We start from the raw sequence: 15,589 nt of genomic DNA on the forward strand, positions 1-15,589 counted from the left end.
ATGGGTACATTCAAAATAGAGGGCGGTCATAAACTTCATGGAGAAATAACTCCACAAGGCGCAAAAAATGAGGCACTTCAGATTCTTTGCGCAGTATTACTCACCCCTGAAGAGGTTGTTATCCATAATATTCCGGATATCCTCGACGTCAATAAATTAATCACCCTGCTTGAAGACCTGGGAGTAAAAATTCAAAAAAAGGGCAAAGGCTCTTATTCCTTTAAAGCAGATGATATAAATCTGTCCTATCTGCAATCTGAACAGTTTAAATCTGATGGCAGGGGATTACGGGGTTCTATAATGCTGGTCGGCCCATTGCTTGCCAGATATGGGCAGGGATACATTCCTAAGCCGGGAGGTGACAAGATAGGCAGGCGCAGATTGGATACACATTTTGAAGGATTTATTAAACTGGGCGCAAAATTCCGATACAATAAAGAGGAACACTTTTATGGGGTAGAAGCCAAAAAACTAAAAGGCACTTATATGCTTTTAGATGAAGCATCGGTTACAGGTACCGCCAACATTGTTATGGCAGCCGTTCTGGCCGATGGGCAGACTACTATTTACAATGCTGCATGTGAACCCTACCTGCAGCAATTGTGCAAGATGCTAAACAGAATGGGCGCAAAAATTTCGGGGATTGGTTCTAATTTATTGGTGATTGACGGGGTTACGAAATTGAAAGGCACAGAACATACCATGCTGCCAGACATGATAGAAATTGGCAGTTGGATAGGATTGGCAGCCATGACCAAAAGTGAATTAACGATAAAGAATGTTAGTTGGGACGACCTTGGGCAGATTCCTTCCGTTTTCAGGAAACTTGGTATTTCTTTGGAAAAAAGGGGAGACGATATTTATATACCCGCACATGAAGATGGTTATAAAATCCATAATTATATTGACGGGTCCATATTAACAATTTCAGATGCTCCGTGGCCCGGACTTACACCTGATTTGTTAAGTATTATCCTTGTAATTTCCACCCAGGCCAGGGGCGAGGTGCTCGTGCATCAAAAAATGTTTGAAAGCCGTTTGTTCTTTGTGGATAAATTGATAGATATGGGAGCAAAAATAATACTTTGCGATCCACACAGGGCTACAGTAATTGGCCACGACTTTAAGTCTACTTTAAAGGCAACTACAATGGTTTCCCCTGATATAAGAGCCGGAGTATCTCTTTTAATTGCTGCTCTATGTGCAAAAGGAACGTCCATTATACACAATATTGAACAGATAGACAGGGGTTATGAGGATATTGATAACCGACTCAGGGCTATTGGTGCAAGGATTGAAAGGATACAATAGGGAATTGAATATGCGGAATTCCCGGGAAACGCTACAGAATTAAAACCTTGTAAATGAAAAATCCAGTGTGGGAAAATCTACCCCTTATTAATAACGTTTCAGGTCCAAAGAAAAGGTTTGAATTGCACATCAAGGATGAAATTGCATTTATAGAATATATCCAGGCCGAAAATAATATTATTTACCTTACCCATACAGAAGTCCCGCCCTCCCTTGAAGGGAATGGTCTGGGAGCAATTATTGTGGCTAAAACTCTAGAATATCTTAAAGAAAACAAATTTAAAATGGCACCATTATGCCCTTTTATTGCCGCGTATCTGAAACGCAATCCGGGCAAAGCAGAGAACTTGCTGGCACCGGGATTTTCAATAGGTTAACTTAAAATAGTTATTGAAGTATTAGTTTAAATAAATACCCTAAACTAATTCTTAAAAAAGTAATTAACGTTCAACAACTTCTCCATCAGGGTATTTAGCAAACCTTCCTTTTTCCCTGGGATGAACGTTGTCTGCATGTGGCCAGGGCCAGCCGCCAAATTGAGTAAGCCTGTATTCCTCCATAGCTTGCTGAATTTCCTCCTGAGTATTCATAACAAAGGGACCGTACTTTGCTACCGGCTCATTTATAGGTTTCCCCTGCAGCAGCAAAAAGTGCGATTTCTCACCGCCATTTTTTATAGTAATTTCGGCATCTGAGATAAGCTCCACGCCATGATCCGGTTTAACTATCTGCCCCTCAATTGAAACTTCATGCCCTTCATAATAATAGAGGGTGCGTTTCAAACCTGCAGATGCCGGAGGTAAATCAAACTTTTCGTTTTCATCCATATGGATATTCCAAATGGCTACTTCATGATCTGAATTAGCAGCCCACGAATTGGGTGCCGGCTCCGGTGCTTGGGTTCCTTTGAAGTTTCCCGCTATTATTTTTACCGTAGTATTATTTATCCTGACCAGGGGGATATCTTCATGCCAGAGCATCTTGAAATGCGGTTCAACAAATTTATCTGCTTTAGGCAAGTTAATCCAAATTTGAAATAATTCTAAGGGATTATCCCGGTCTGTATTCAGCAAAGGGAACATTTCTGAATGTTGTACGCCCCTGCCTGCAGTCATCCATTGCACATCGCCCTGCCCGAATCTACCGGCAGCTCCCAGTGAATCTGAATGATCACAAAATCCTTTATTCACAATAGTAACTGTTTCAAAACCCCGGTGAGGATGATAGGGAAACCCGGGAATGGTATGTCCGTGATACATTCTCCAGCCATCCTTTAATGTGAAGTCATTACCCAGATTACGTCCTTCAAGGGAAACTGCAGGTTCCATTGCATTATTGCCCTTTGGATAATGATCTAAATGATAAACACAGAATAAAAAAGGATCTTGAGTTTCCCATGGGAAACCCAAAGGAAAAATACGACTAACAGGGATGCTCATTGTAGTAAGTTTTAATGTTTTAGTAATTTTACAAGAGGATTTTGAATATCGATATCAAAAGAAATGGAAACCCTTTATTCATGGGCTGCAGTATTAATTTCGACCCAATTTTCTTCCGGATCTTTAATATAAATTTGTCTTACGCCATCTGCCCGGTCTGTAACAGCATTCTTTTTCCCGGGCCAATCCCAGTAGGGGATATCTTTCTCTTCCAGATAGGAGATAAGGCCATCCATGTTTTTGGTAGCAAGGCAAAGATGGACACTTTTATTATTTAGTCTGATAACCGAATCTTTTTCTATCAGGTGTAATTGAGAATTCCCATGAATATTAAACCATCTAAACCCTTTTGATGCAGAAGGATGGGGGATTTCTTTTAATTTCAGGATATTGGCATAGAAATCTCCTGTCTTCTTAAGGTCGGTAACTACAAACGAATAGTGATCGTATTGAAAGTCAAAGTCCTGCGCATAAGAATTTGAAAAATAACATATGAATAGTAAGAGTATGAGTTTTTTCATTGGAAAAGATTTTGGCTGTTTTAATGGATACTTAAAAAGATTGGATTATTTATTGTTATAAGAAACAAATGCAAAATGTTTGCTATCTGGTGACCAGGAGGGAACGTTTATGGTTCCCTGCCCTCCTGTAAAAAAGCAAAGAGTTTTAATTTCCTTAGTATTGAGATCATAAAGGCGCAATGCCACATCTTTTAAAGGTGGATGACGATCTCCCTGGTCTTCCAGATAGGAAATAAAAACAAAATACTTTCCATCCGGCGATGGGTGGGCAAACCAATTGGAATATGCATCGTTAGTCAACTGTTCTTTTTCGCTGCCATTGGCTTTCATCCTCCAAATTTCCATAGACCCGGATTGCATTGAATTGTAGTAAATGTAAGATCCATCCGGTGAATATTCCGGGCCATCATCCAATCCGGCACTATTTGTAAGGCGCTCCTCATTCCCTCCATGAATAGAAATCCTATAGATATCAAAATTATTGTCACGACTTGCTGTATACACAACAGCATCACTCTCAGGAGACCATCCATGCCAGTAAGAAGGGTATTTCGGGGTCACAAGTTTAGGGATACCCCCTTCAATAGGTAATGTATAGATACGGGAAGTGCCGGATGTTACCCCCTCAATAGGATCATTATTGCTAATTGCCAGCATGGTGCCATCGGGAGAAATTCCGTGGTCATTATTGCATTTAACGGCCGATCCTGTGTCTATTTGTTCCTTTGAGCTCCCATCGGTTTTTATTCTGTATAAGAGACCATTTTGATTGAGAATTAAGGAGTTACCATCCTTACTCCAGTTAGGTGCCTCAAAGTGCCCCATTTCTTCGTAAATTACCTTTCTCTCACCGGTTTCGAGTGAGAAAATCTCTAGCATTGATTTAAGCTGCGATGCTTGTCCAAAACTTTGTAAAGAACCCATAATAAATAGAATTACCAGAGTTTTATTAAAAATTGAATTCATAATAATCAGGGATTTGTTAATGCCGTGAGCTTCAATTCCACTCGCCTCGATTATAATAATATATTATTTACTTTATCCTGCAAAGTCAATTTTCTTATGAGCCCCATCGCAATAAGGCTTATTGTCTGATGCACCGCATCGGCACAAAGCAGTTACCCCGCTTTTGCTTTCAGTCTTACCACTTGCATCCTTTACTTCTAAAGTACCGTGTACCAACAGTGGCCCATTTGCCATTACTTCTACTCGTGTATTATCTGACATATCTTCTAAATTTTCTGTTTCTCCTTTAATATAATAAGTTAGTGCCCCTGAAGGACATTTGTCTATTTGCGATTTTAATTCATCGATAGATGCATTTTTTGGTTCAATCCATGGTTTTTTATCAGGATCATAAACTTTCGGCAAAGTATTGACACATATAGCCGAATGAATGCATTTCTTAGGTTTCCATACCACAATGAAATCCCCGTTTGCATATTCTTTTACTATTTCTCTTTCTGCCATTATTTTATTTAGGATTATTAAAAAGTTATTAGTAATTATCTCCTACGGGAGGCGGGCCGGGAGGTATATTTGCCATATAAACCTCATCGCCCTTCCGTTCTTTAAACTCGTTCTTAACTTTTTCAATTAATTTCTGATCTTCGAAAAGATCAACGGCGGTCATGCTTAACGCTTTGGCAGCATACGTCATGCCTTTGTGGCCAATACTCATCCCGCCACATGCCACTACGGCCCATGAATGCCAGGGGGTATCTTTTGGTGCTACAGTAACACTTAAATTTATATTCGGAACATTCCAGCTTACATCGCCAACATCTGTTGAGCCACCCCCGGGATTTTCTTTGGTCTCTTTCAACGGATTAATTTTGCTATCCATGCCCACCTGAGGTTTTTTCGTAATCTCCTGAATTTTTTTACCAAAGGCCTGTTCTTCTTCCGAGTAAGTAATGTCACCCAAATATTCTAAATTTTTTTGCATGATCTCTTCCCCGGACCTGTTTACCAGGACTTCATAGATTCCGGAAATCAGTGAAATCTTATAATCCACATTTGCCATTATTGCCGCACCTTCAGCCATTTTCTGAACTCTTTCGTAAACCGGCAGTACGCCGCTTCGCTTGGTGTCCCTTACCCGTACCCAAAGTTTGGAATAGTCAGGCACTACATTTACAACCTGGCCACCATCTTGAATATGATAATGAATCCGTACTGTTGGCTTTATATGTTCGCGATAATAATTAATTCCTGTTGTATATATTTCCAGGGCGTCGGAAGCACTTCTTCCATTCCAGGGATCAGCAGAAGCGTGTGCCGCCTGACCAAAAAATTCAACTTTAAAATCAACAAGGGCCAGCGTGCTTTGAGCATCGGCTTCAGTATTGTCTGCCGGATGCCAGCTTAAATTAACGTCTACATCATCCCATAAACCGTCTCGTACCATCCAAACCTTTCCAAAATATTTTTCTTCAGCAGGGGTTCCGAAAAACTTAATCGTTCCTTTTATTTTACCCTGTTCTATTAGCTCTTTAACCGCCACAGCGGCTCCAAGACTGGCTGTTCCAAATAAATTATGCCCGCATCCATGTCCGGCAGCTCCTTCATTCAAGGCTTCCTTGGTTGGTTGTGCCTTTTGAGAAATTCCCGGAAGCGCATCAAATTCGCCTAGAATTCCTATAACGGGCTTACCTGTTCCGTAAGTTGCTATAAAAGCAGTTGGCATTCCGGAAACCCCTCGTTCCAAAGTAAAGCCATTCTTTTCGGCATAGTCTGACAGGATAACGGAAGATTGAGTTTCATTGAAGGCGGTTTCGGCAAGGCCCCAGATAGAATCACTAATAGCGATTAACTCTTTGTTGTGTTTTTCTATGGATTGTATAATAGCTTTTTTGTTATTGCTTATTTTTTGAGCTGAGACAAGAGAGCTCAGAATAAGTAATAATCCAAAGAATAATTTTCTCATATTTTTACAGATGTTTTTGGTAAAACCAATCAATTCACTAAAAATACATTTTTTTATTCTGTCTTGCCTGTTATACAGCTAAAAAGTCAAACTCCAATCAGTAGCAGACTTTCAGGTTTCAGCTTAGAGCTTCTTTATATGTTTTGAGGCAGCGCTCACGGGCCATTTTATGGTCTACCATCATTTGGGGATAGGTCAGTTCCTGCAGATCTGGCACCCATTTATTAATATATTCTTTTTGTTTGTCAAATTTATCTACTTGCGTAAGCGGATTGAAAATCCTGAAATAGGGGGCGGCATCAACACCACTTCCGGCTGCCCATTGCCAGTTTCCTACATTACTGCTTAATTCAAAGTCCAGTAGTTTCAAAGCAAAATAGGCTTCACCCCAGCGCCAGTCTATCAACAGGTGTTTACAGAGAAAGCTGGCCACCAGCATTCGCACCCGGTTATGCATAAATCCGGTAGAATTTAGTTCCCGCATTCCTGCATCAACAAGAGGGTATCCTGTTTCCCCATTTTTCCACTTTTCAAATTCCCTTTCATTATTTCGCCATGGAATCCTGTCATATTTTGGTTTGAAAGCTTTATGCACGGTATGGGGAAAATGCCAAAGAATTTGCATAAAAAATTCACGCCAGATTAATTCATTTAAAAAAGCTTCAACCCTTGCTTTCAGGGCTTTTTTAACGATTTGTCGAATTGAAACGGTTCCAAATCGCAAATGAGGACCCAGTTTGGAAGTCCCTTTTTCAATGGCCGGAAAATTTCGGGTTTTATCATATGAATTTATCAACGAAGGAGAAATTTCATAAGGCGAAACCTTTATATCAGACCTTTTGAAGCCTACCTCTTCTAATGCCGGATTTGGTAAATCAACTTTTTTATATACCCTGTTTAACAGCGATGCGGAGTCATAATCCATAGCCGGATTATCTGTTTGGAACTTTTGTTTCCACTTCCTCATATAGGGCGTATAAACCACATAGGGTTCACCATTATCCTTAACAACTTCATCCTTTTCAAAGATTACCTGGTCCTTAAAAGATTTGAATTCAATATTCGATACTTTTAGATTCTTTGCAATTTCCCTGTCCCTTTTTTGAGCATAGGGCTCATAATCACGATTAGTATAGACAGCCTCAACATCGTATTCAGTGGTTAGCTTTTTAAAAATCTCGACCGGACTGCCGTAATAGATGCCAATTGAACCCTGGTTGCGTTCTTTCAGCCGTTTTCGCATTTCCTGCAAAGAATCATAAATAAAAGATACCCTGGCATCATTCTCCGGAAGTGTATGGAGGATTTCAACATCAAAAATAAATATTGGCAGCACCGGATAAGCTGCGTTAAGGGCATTATAAAGCCCTGCGTTATCATCCAGCCTTAGGTCTCTTCGAAACCAAAAAATATTTACTTTTTCAGACATTTAATTAATATTGAGGGTAGACAACCCCCCGTCAACCCCAATGACCTGACCCGTAATCCAACCACTTTTATCACTTAATAAAAACTCCGCCATATTAGCAATATCTTCTGGGTTGCCAACCCGTTTGAGTGGATGGCGTTCTGCCATACTATCTTTTTTTCTGTCATTATTTAATAAACGAGCCGCCAATGGCGTATCTACAAGAGAGGGCGCAATGACATTTATTCGAACTTTAGGAGAATATTCTGCCGCAAGCGATTTTACGAAGCCTTCTATAGCGCCTTTGGCCGCCGATACACTCGTATGAAATGGCATGCCTGTGCTTACGGCTACAGTGCTAAAAAACACCATACTTGAATTATCTGCCATTCTGCCTATGATGTCTTTAACAACTCTTACCATGCTAAAAAAGTTCAGTTGCATATCTTCCTCAAAATTAGCCAGGCTAAGCATTTTTAGAGGTTTTAGGTTAATGCTGCCCGGACAATATACAAACCCGTGAATTTCTTCCGGAAGTAGTGAAAGATCCAGGGAGTCGGTTAATGCGTCGAATGGAATATGTTTTACGTTATAGCCTTCTAAACCTTCCGTACTTCTTGAGGCCACATATATTGTACAGCTTTCCCGTAGCTGTTTTACTATGGATAAACCTATACCATAAGAACCTCCTATCAATACTATATTTCTTTTCATTTTTAAATAGATTTCATACTTAATTCATTAGTGGAGTCCTTCATACTTCCGAAGAGTTCCTCCAGCTTTTTTTCCCGGTAGGCAAATATTTTTTTCAGTTGTTTTTTAACCAGAATGGGATGGGTAAGTTGACCTAAAATTCCAAATGGGAGTTTATAATCAATAACATCTTCCATTTCCACTCCGCCGGGAACAGGTTTAATAAAGTGCTTATGATGCCATAGCGCATAGGGGCCAAACCTTTGCTCGTCTACAAAATATTCACCTTCCTTTACATGGGTAATTTCGGTAACCCATTTGGTCGTTATTCCGGCAAAGGGGGAAACCTTATACTGGATAATCTGACCGGGAAACATCTCCCTGTCGGCTCCGTTTAAAATATGAAAACCCATGTGTTCCGGCGTGATGACTTTTAAATTTGCGGGATTTGATAAAAAAGCCCACGCTACTTGTGGTGTTATAGGTAAGTTTTGTCGGGAATGCAGCTGATATAATTTCATTAAACTGTTTTTTACAAAATTAGACTCATTATTGTTTAATAAAAAATTAAAAGTGTTAAACAAATAGTAAAAATACCCTGATTTGTCTGAAAATAATTTGGCAGGATGATTACCGATTATGGTGCAATAGGTCTTGTTATCGGGTAATTTTCCATTCAGTGCCTGATTTTTGTATATTTCAGGAGCTTTGTGTTATGATTTTCAGGTTACTTATTTTAAGTATTCTTTTCCCTGTCGCTTTCTTAAATGCCCAGGCGAGTGCTTCTATTGTAGGGACTTTACCGGAAGATGTTCCGGAATCTTCCGGGCTTATCTATTATAAGAACAGGCTTATAACCCATAATGATTCGGGAAATTCGCCCCGATTGTATGAACTGGATACCTTAAGCTCGCAGATCATCCGGATAATCACCATAAACAATGCTTCAAATATTGATTGGGAAGACATAACACAGGATGACGCCTATATTTATATTGGTGATTTCGGAAACAATAGCGGAAACAGGCAGGACCTCCGTATTTACAGGATAAAAAAGTCTGAGTATGATGCCTTTGGTAGTATAGATCCGGAAATAATAAATTTTTCATATGAGGATCAAACAGATTTTTCGGAGATACCGAATTCTGATTGGGATGCGGAAGCCCTTGTTGATTTTGATGATCAATTGCTAATCTTTACAAAACAATGGCAAACAAACGGCTCAGTTGTTTATTCAATTCCTAAGGTTCCAGGATCTTATTCGGCCAAAAATATGGGCTTTTATGATGTCTCCGGACTGGTTACGGGAGCTACATATAATAAATCTTCAAATGTCCTGATGTTACTGGGGTATTCAACACAGTTACAGCCTTTTGTTGTTCGGATAGATGAACCTTCTGCCAGTTTAATCTTTAATGGAACAGAAGAAAAGTTGGATTTGGGAATTGGATTTTCACAGGTAGAAGGAATTACCTATTCAGATTCCAATACTTATTTTATCTCCTCTGAACGTTACCAAAACAATTTTCCTTCCATAACACTTGCTCCCCAACTTTATAGATTTTATGACAAGGATGCCTCTCAGGAAAATGAAGAATTGCCAATAGAAATTCCATCAGATGATGGCAAAGCCGATAATGAACTAATAATTTACAGATCCATTGGATCTAAAGAGCTTCAGTACGATCTAAATTCTAATGCGCCATTGTTTGGACGGGCCATCTTTGATATTACAGGGAAAAGGGTACGGCACACTCCGGGCAATTTAATTGAAAATAACAGCATAGATCTATCCGGACTGGAAAGTGCGGTATATTACTTAACTTTTTATCTGCAAGGGGTGACAATAACGAAACCGTTTATCCTGGAATAATAATTACAATTCCCATTATTTAAGGATTTGTTAACAAGTGTAATACACCATTATATTTAGATTTGTCAGAACTATAAAACCTAAATAATAATGAAAAAACTAGCACTATTAATTTGTGTTGTTATGGGGTCCGTTTCTTTGAATGGACAGATAACAACCCCAGCGCCCAGTCCGTCCGCAAAAATTATGCAGACCGTTGGGTTAACTGATGTAACTGTAGAGTACTCAAGACCTTCTATGCGCGGAAGAACTATTTTTGGAGATCTTGTTCCTTATGATAAATTATGGAGGACAGGGGCTAACCAAAATTCAATGATAACTTTTGGAGATGATGTTACTATTGCCGGCCAGAAAGTAAAAGCCGGCTCTTATGCAGTATTTACTAAACCGGGACAGACTTCCTGGGAAGTAATTTTCTATGCAGACACCAATAACTGGGGTACTCCTCAGAACTGGGATGATTCTAAAGTAGCGGCAAAGACCACCGTTGAGGTATATACTATGCCGATGGATGTAGAATCCTTTACCATGAGCATTGATGCCTTGCACAATAACGGGGCTACTCTTGGGATAATATGGGAAAAAGTTTATGTTGGTGTTGCTTTTGAAGTACCAACAGCGGAAAAGGCAGTAAAGAGTATTGAAAGTGTCATGAACGGGCCATCAGCTAATGATTATTTTGCGGCTGCATCTTATTATCATGAAGAAGGCAAAGACCTTACTAAAGCCAAGGAATGGATAGATAAAGCGGTTTCCATGAATGATAAGGCTTTTTGGATGATGAGAAGACAATCTCTTATTTATGCTAAAATGGGTGATACCAAAGGGGCTATTGAAGCTGCCAAAAAATCTATGGCAGTAGCGGAAGCTGCAGGCAATGCCGATTACGTTAAAATGAATAAAGACTCGCTGAAAGAGTGGGGAGCATTATAATATTTCCAAAATTATAATTTTTTAAAAACCCTGACCTTCTATAGGTTGGGGTTTTTTTCTTTCCCCCTCAGATAGTATAATTGGAGTACCATCTTCGCGTGTTAAAATAGTTGTGATAACAGCTTAATCTCCTTTTATAGGAGGAGTTTTGTGGAGCCTGTCAAATGATTCGAGCACCAGCGCCAGCAGTATTACCACTGCGCAACCAAACGCATTTAACCACAAATAGGACATCCAATCCAAATACCAAACAAGGATTACAGCAACCTGCGTAATAATTGCAGCAATAAAAACAGCATTGCCTTTTACAAAACGGAAAAAGAAGGCCAGTAAAAAGATCCCTAAAACATTTCCATAGAAAATGGAGCCAATGATATTTACCAACTGTATTAAATTATCAAACAGGTTTGCTACACAGGCTATAATAATGGCTATGATTCCCCATAACAAGGTAAATAACTTGGATATTTTGACATAATGCCCGGGCGAAAATTCATTCTTTCTATTCCTTTTATAAAGGTCCAGAGCAGTAATTGTACCAAGCGCATTTAATTCTGAGGCGGTCGAAGACATAGCTGCCGATAGAATAACAGCCAATAAAAGACCTATTAAGCCTTTTGGCAGATAATTTAAGATAAAATGGATGAAGACGTAATCTTTATCGTTCGTCTCAACCAGGTCATCTGCCTTTTTGATCATCGCTTTTGCTGCTTCCCTGTTGTTTTTTTCCTTTTCAATAATTAAGAGCATGTCGTTTTGCGCGGCAGCGGTAGCATACGGATCGTCCAAATCCAAAGCTGCAGAAAACTGATCCTGGGCAATTTTCTTTTCAATTTCCAAATTCTTATGACCTTCTTCCAATATTTTATAATCTTCTGCGTGGGAGGATTGCAGAATCGCATTGGTTGCCGCAGGATTAAAATTTAACGGTGATGGATTATACTGATAAAACACAAATACCATAACGCCAACGAGGAGTATGAAAAATTGCATGGGTATTTTAAGGATTCCATTAAAAATAAGGCCTAACTGACTTTCCCGGACAGATTTACCAGAAAGATAGCGTTGAACCTGACTTTGATCCGTCCCGAAATAGGCAAGGGCGAGAAACATTCCTCCGGTAATACCACTCCAGAAGGTATACCTGCTTTGCGTATTCAGACTGAAATCAAGGATATTAAGCTTATCACTGGCCCCGGCAATTTTAAGGGCTTTGGTAAATGTGATATCTGCCGGCAAATAACCCAGAATGAAAAAGAACGCTATAAACATCCCGGTCATAATAACAAACATCTGTTGTTTCTGAGTAACACTTACGGCATTGGTGCCACCCGAAACGGTATAAATAATTACTAAGGAGCCAATAATTATGTTTAGGGTTTTCAAATCCCAACCAAGCACTGCAGAGAGTATTATAGATGGCGCAAAAATGGTAATACCAGCCGCAAGGCCACGTTGAATTAAAAATAAAACAGCCGCAAGGGAACGGGTTTTAAGATCGAACCTTCTTTCGAGAAATTCATAGGCCGTATAAACTTTTAGTTTATGATAAAGCGGGATAAATACAATGCAAATGATTATCATGGCCAATGGAAGGCCAAAGTAGAATTGAACAAAACCCATTCCATCGTGAAACGCCTGACCCGGAGTGGAGAGAAAAGTTATTGCACTGGCCTGGGTAGCCATGACGGAAAGTCCAATCGTCCACCATTTGGCCTTATTACCTCCAAGCACATAATCACTTACATCTTTATTTCCTCTTGTTTTCCATACTCCGTAAGCCACTATAAATAATAGGGTTCCACCAAGAATTATCCAGTCAAGTTTCCCCATATTAGCTGTATATGGTCATTACAAAGTAAAATATAATAATGTAGATAGTGTTGAGCACCAACACCATGGTATATTCCTTTTTCCAGTTTAGTTTTTCCGGTATCATTTGCCTTTTATATCTGTGCTGTTATCCATTTGCTCTTTACCGATCGATAAAATATTTGCAAATAGTTTATAGGCTCCCGGAACACCTGCAGGAAGTTCCCTAAAAAAGCTAATCCCGGTATATATATAATTTCCTTCACCGTATGGGGCGACAAGCAGAGCTCCGTTGGTTGGAGATTCTCCTTTGTCGTTCATTTGCAGGATTGGAGTAAATTTGGGATCCCATTCATCCGGGAAGTATAGTCCCCTTTCCTGAACCCAACCCTCAAAATCCTGGTTGGTTATGGTATTTGGAAAGTTAACTACAGAATGGTCAGGGGCAAGAATTTTTACCTCAGAATCTTCATTGGTAATTCTATCCCTGGAAATATTAAGAGGGTAGGGGGCCAGGTCTTTAAAAGGTGTATCCCTTCGCCCGGCAGTATTATATTGTATGATCAGATTCCCGCCTTTCTCAACATATTCCAGCAAATACCGCTGTTTAAATTTTAGGTCTTCAATTACATTATATGCCCTTATCCCGGTAACCACTGCATCATATTTATCCAGAGAACCGGATTCTATTGCCTTAGGATCTATACGATGTATGGTATAACCAATCTGTTCCAGGCTTTCAGGTACTTCATCACCTGCACCCATTATATAACCAATATGTTCACCCACTTTCTGAATATCCAGTCTTACAACTTTTGCTTCGGAAGGTAGCAAAACCGTTTGTTTGGGTATGTGGTCATAGGTAATCTCTACTAACTCTTTATCCAGTTCTTTACCTTGGATACGAATAATAGGTGTTATGAAGCACTTATCTTCCTGGGATGGTGGTGTTAAAGTAAAAATAAGGGTCTTTTCATCCCCTTTGTTTGCAATTTCAAACTCTATAAATTCCTCATCTACCATCCAGCCTTTATTATAGCCCAATCGCACATTTCCTTTGAGCCCGTTTTTGTGCGCGGTAATAGTTACGGGTATTTGTTTTGGGCTGCCGTCTGCAAAGATCAACACCTTTTCACCAATTCTGGCAGTAGCTTCAGGAATAATCTCAAAAGGTTCATAAAGCTCTCCTTTATCTGGTTTTGAAAATCTATGAATTACGGGTTTTTCAAATTTTACAGCATACCCGTCAAATCCCAATTCAAATACTGCATGAAATGGACGCCGGGTTTCGGGACTTCCAATAAGTTCCTGCTGATTTACCTTGTACATGCCAAGACTTCCTTTTTCAGCGAGCCAATATGGACCGGTATAGGGCTGATCTTCAGGAATTTTAAGATCTATAGCAATGGTCTTTTTTTGATTATTGGCTAAAGACGATTTATCCTGGGCATAGGTTTCTGAAGCAAGAGTTACCGAATTAAGGGAAATATCAGCATTACTTCTGTTAATGGCTTCAATATTTATTTTTACAGTATTTCCGGGAACTGCATTTGATTCGGATGATGACGCTTCCAGATAAAGTCCGCAAACCTCCAGAATAATATCATTAAGTTCATTCAGCTTGATATGCTTCCAGTGATCATCTTCAATACCTGCAAGTAATCTATGAGCCCTTAATAGTTCCGGAAGGTGTTTTGAAGGAGTCTTGAAGTCAAAATTCTTTTCTACCTCAACCAATATTTTACCAATAGCCTCACCTCCTTTTATCCTTGACCAGCTTGTATTGATCCCTTCAAAAATATCGGAGTTATCCTCTGGCATGTCCCCCGACAACAATTCAATATATTCTTCCTGACTGCCCCTGCTGGTCAGTCTGCCAAAACCCTGACTCAAATGCTGACTGCTTGCTATGGAGGCAATTTCGTTGTTGGAAAGACCTTTCATTGGATAATAAACTCCTATATCCAAATTCATTAATCTGGACTTATCGGCTTTTTCAAAGTTTTCAGGGCTTCCGTAAAACCACCAGGATGTATTAAAGAATAATCTTTCAGGCTGCCATAGACCTACCTTATCTAATTGTTCCGGATATGCATTTGGATCATTCACAAGATCAAAAGCCTCGAAACTTAGCATGGCAGAAGAAGTATGGTGCCCATGGGTTGAACCGGGGGTCCTGTGATCAAAACGATTTACTATTACGTCTGGTTTGAAATTTCTTAGGATCCATACCACATCGCCCAAAACAGCTTCTTTATCCCAAATTTCCAGGGTTTCTTCCGGGTGTTTGGAATATCCAAAATCATTCGCCCTTGTGAAAAACTGTTCGCCGCCATCTACACTTCTGGCCGCCAATAATTCCTGAGTCCTCAGAACGCCAAGCAATTCCCTAAGTTCCGAGCCTATAAGGTTTTGACCTCCATCACCTCTAGTAATAGATAAATAACCGGTCCGGGCTTTTACTTCATTTGAAAGGTAAGATATCAGTCGTGTATTTTCATCATCCGGGTGCGCTGCAATGTAAAGGGCAGAACCCAGAAAGTTTAGTTTTTGCAAGGAATGATAGATGTCTGAAGAGGTGCTTTTTTTTGGTAACTGGGCCAGGACGGATTGTAAACCAAAGAATATCCCAAGAAGGAGTGCCAGATAATTCCGCATAGTTTTTTTATA

At 39.7% G+C, this 15,589-nt stretch carries 14 protein-coding genes; 4 read left to right on the top strand and 10 right to left on the bottom strand.

From position 1 onward, the window contains the following. Nucleotides 1-1,311 carry a UDP-N-acetylglucosamine 1-carboxyvinyltransferase gene (gene murA, locus G504_RS0117685; RefSeq protein ID WP_019671531.1) on the top strand — a complete coding sequence of 437 codons (1,311 nt, stop codon included), beginning with the start codon at nt 1-3 and terminating at the stop codon, nt 1,309-1,311. 53 nt (nt 1,312-1,364) lie between these two features. After that, nucleotides 1,365-1,688 carry a GNAT family N-acetyltransferase gene (locus G504_RS0117690; RefSeq protein WP_019671532.1) on the top strand — a complete coding sequence of 108 codons (324 nt, stop codon included), beginning with the start codon at nt 1,365-1,367 and terminating at the stop codon, nt 1,686-1,688. Nucleotides 1,689-1,751: 63 nt separating this feature from the next. Here G504_RS0117690 and G504_RS0117695 read toward each other — a convergent pair whose 3' ends face one another. From G504_RS0117695 to G504_RS0117730, 8 genes are all read right to left on the bottom strand, one after another. Then, complete coding sequence (locus tag G504_RS0117695) at nt 1,752-2,750, bottom strand: pirin family protein (RefSeq protein WP_019671533.1); 999 nt, start codon at nt 2,748-2,750, stop codon at nt 1,752-1,754. A gap of 74 nt (nt 2,751-2,824) precedes the next feature. After that, the gene (locus tag G504_RS0117700) at nt 2,825-3,271 is read right to left on the bottom strand and encodes a VOC family protein (protein WP_019671534.1); all 447 of its coding nucleotides are present in this window, start codon (nt 3,269-3,271) and stop codon (nt 2,825-2,827) included. Nucleotides 3,272-3,316: 45 nt separating this feature from the next. Further along, nucleotides 3,317-4,237 (bottom strand): TolB family protein, encoded by a 921-nt coding sequence (locus G504_RS0117705; RefSeq protein ID WP_019671535.1) that lies wholly within the window; start codon nt 4,235-4,237, stop codon nt 3,317-3,319. 72 nt (nt 4,238-4,309) lie between these two features. Then, a complete protein-coding gene (locus tag G504_RS0117710) occupies nt 4,310-4,741 on the bottom strand; it encodes a (4Fe-4S)-binding protein (RefSeq protein WP_019671536.1) in 432 nt (143 codons plus the stop codon). A gap of 28 nt (nt 4,742-4,769) precedes the next feature. After that, nucleotides 4,770-6,200, bottom strand: a complete 1,431-nt coding sequence (locus tag G504_RS0117715) for an amidohydrolase (protein ID WP_019671537.1) — start codon at nt 6,198-6,200, stop codon at nt 4,770-4,772. Nucleotides 6,201-6,318: 118 nt separating this feature from the next. Continuing rightward, nucleotides 6,319-7,629 (bottom strand): cryptochrome/photolyase family protein, encoded by a 1,311-nt coding sequence (locus G504_RS0117720; RefSeq protein WP_019671538.1) that lies wholly within the window; start codon nt 7,627-7,629, stop codon nt 6,319-6,321. Next, entirely contained in the window at nt 7,630-8,322 is a 693-nt protein-coding gene (locus G504_RS0117725; RefSeq protein WP_019671539.1) for an SDR family NAD(P)-dependent oxidoreductase, read from the bottom strand. A gap of 2 nt (nt 8,323-8,324) precedes the next feature. Beyond that, the gene (locus G504_RS0117730; protein WP_026348683.1) at nt 8,325-8,822 is read right to left on the bottom strand and encodes an SRPBCC family protein; all 498 of its coding nucleotides are present in this window, start codon (nt 8,820-8,822) and stop codon (nt 8,325-8,327) included. 194 nt (nt 8,823-9,016) lie between these two features. Between G504_RS0117730 and G504_RS18965 the strand changes: the two genes are divergently transcribed. Both G504_RS18965 and G504_RS0117740 read left to right on the top strand, forming a co-directional pair. Beyond that, nucleotides 9,017-10,174 (top strand): T9SS type A sorting domain-containing protein, encoded by a 1,158-nt coding sequence (locus G504_RS18965; protein WP_019671541.1) that lies wholly within the window; start codon nt 9,017-9,019, stop codon nt 10,172-10,174. 90 nt (nt 10,175-10,264) lie between these two features. Continuing rightward, a complete protein-coding gene (locus G504_RS0117740) occupies nt 10,265-11,107 on the top strand; it encodes a DUF2911 domain-containing protein (RefSeq protein ID WP_019671542.1) in 843 nt (280 codons plus the stop codon). 123 nt (nt 11,108-11,230) lie between these two features. On the opposite strand, the gene G504_RS0117745 is transcribed toward G504_RS0117740, so the two are convergent. Together G504_RS0117745 and G504_RS0117750 are read right to left on the bottom strand one after the other, a co-directional pair. Beyond that, a complete protein-coding gene (locus G504_RS0117745) occupies nt 11,231-12,940 on the bottom strand; it encodes a sodium:solute symporter (protein WP_019671543.1) in 1,710 nt (569 codons plus the stop codon). A gap of 102 nt (nt 12,941-13,042) precedes the next feature. Continuing rightward, a complete protein-coding gene (locus G504_RS0117750; protein WP_019671544.1) occupies nt 13,043-15,577 on the bottom strand; it encodes a PIG-L family deacetylase in 2,535 nt (844 codons plus the stop codon). Nucleotides 15,578-15,589 lie beyond the last annotated feature (12 nt).

It is taken from the genome of Eudoraea adriatica DSM 19308, assembly GCF_000382125.1.
Lineage (GTDB): Bacteria > Bacteroidota > Bacteroidia > Flavobacteriales > Flavobacteriaceae > Eudoraea > Eudoraea adriatica.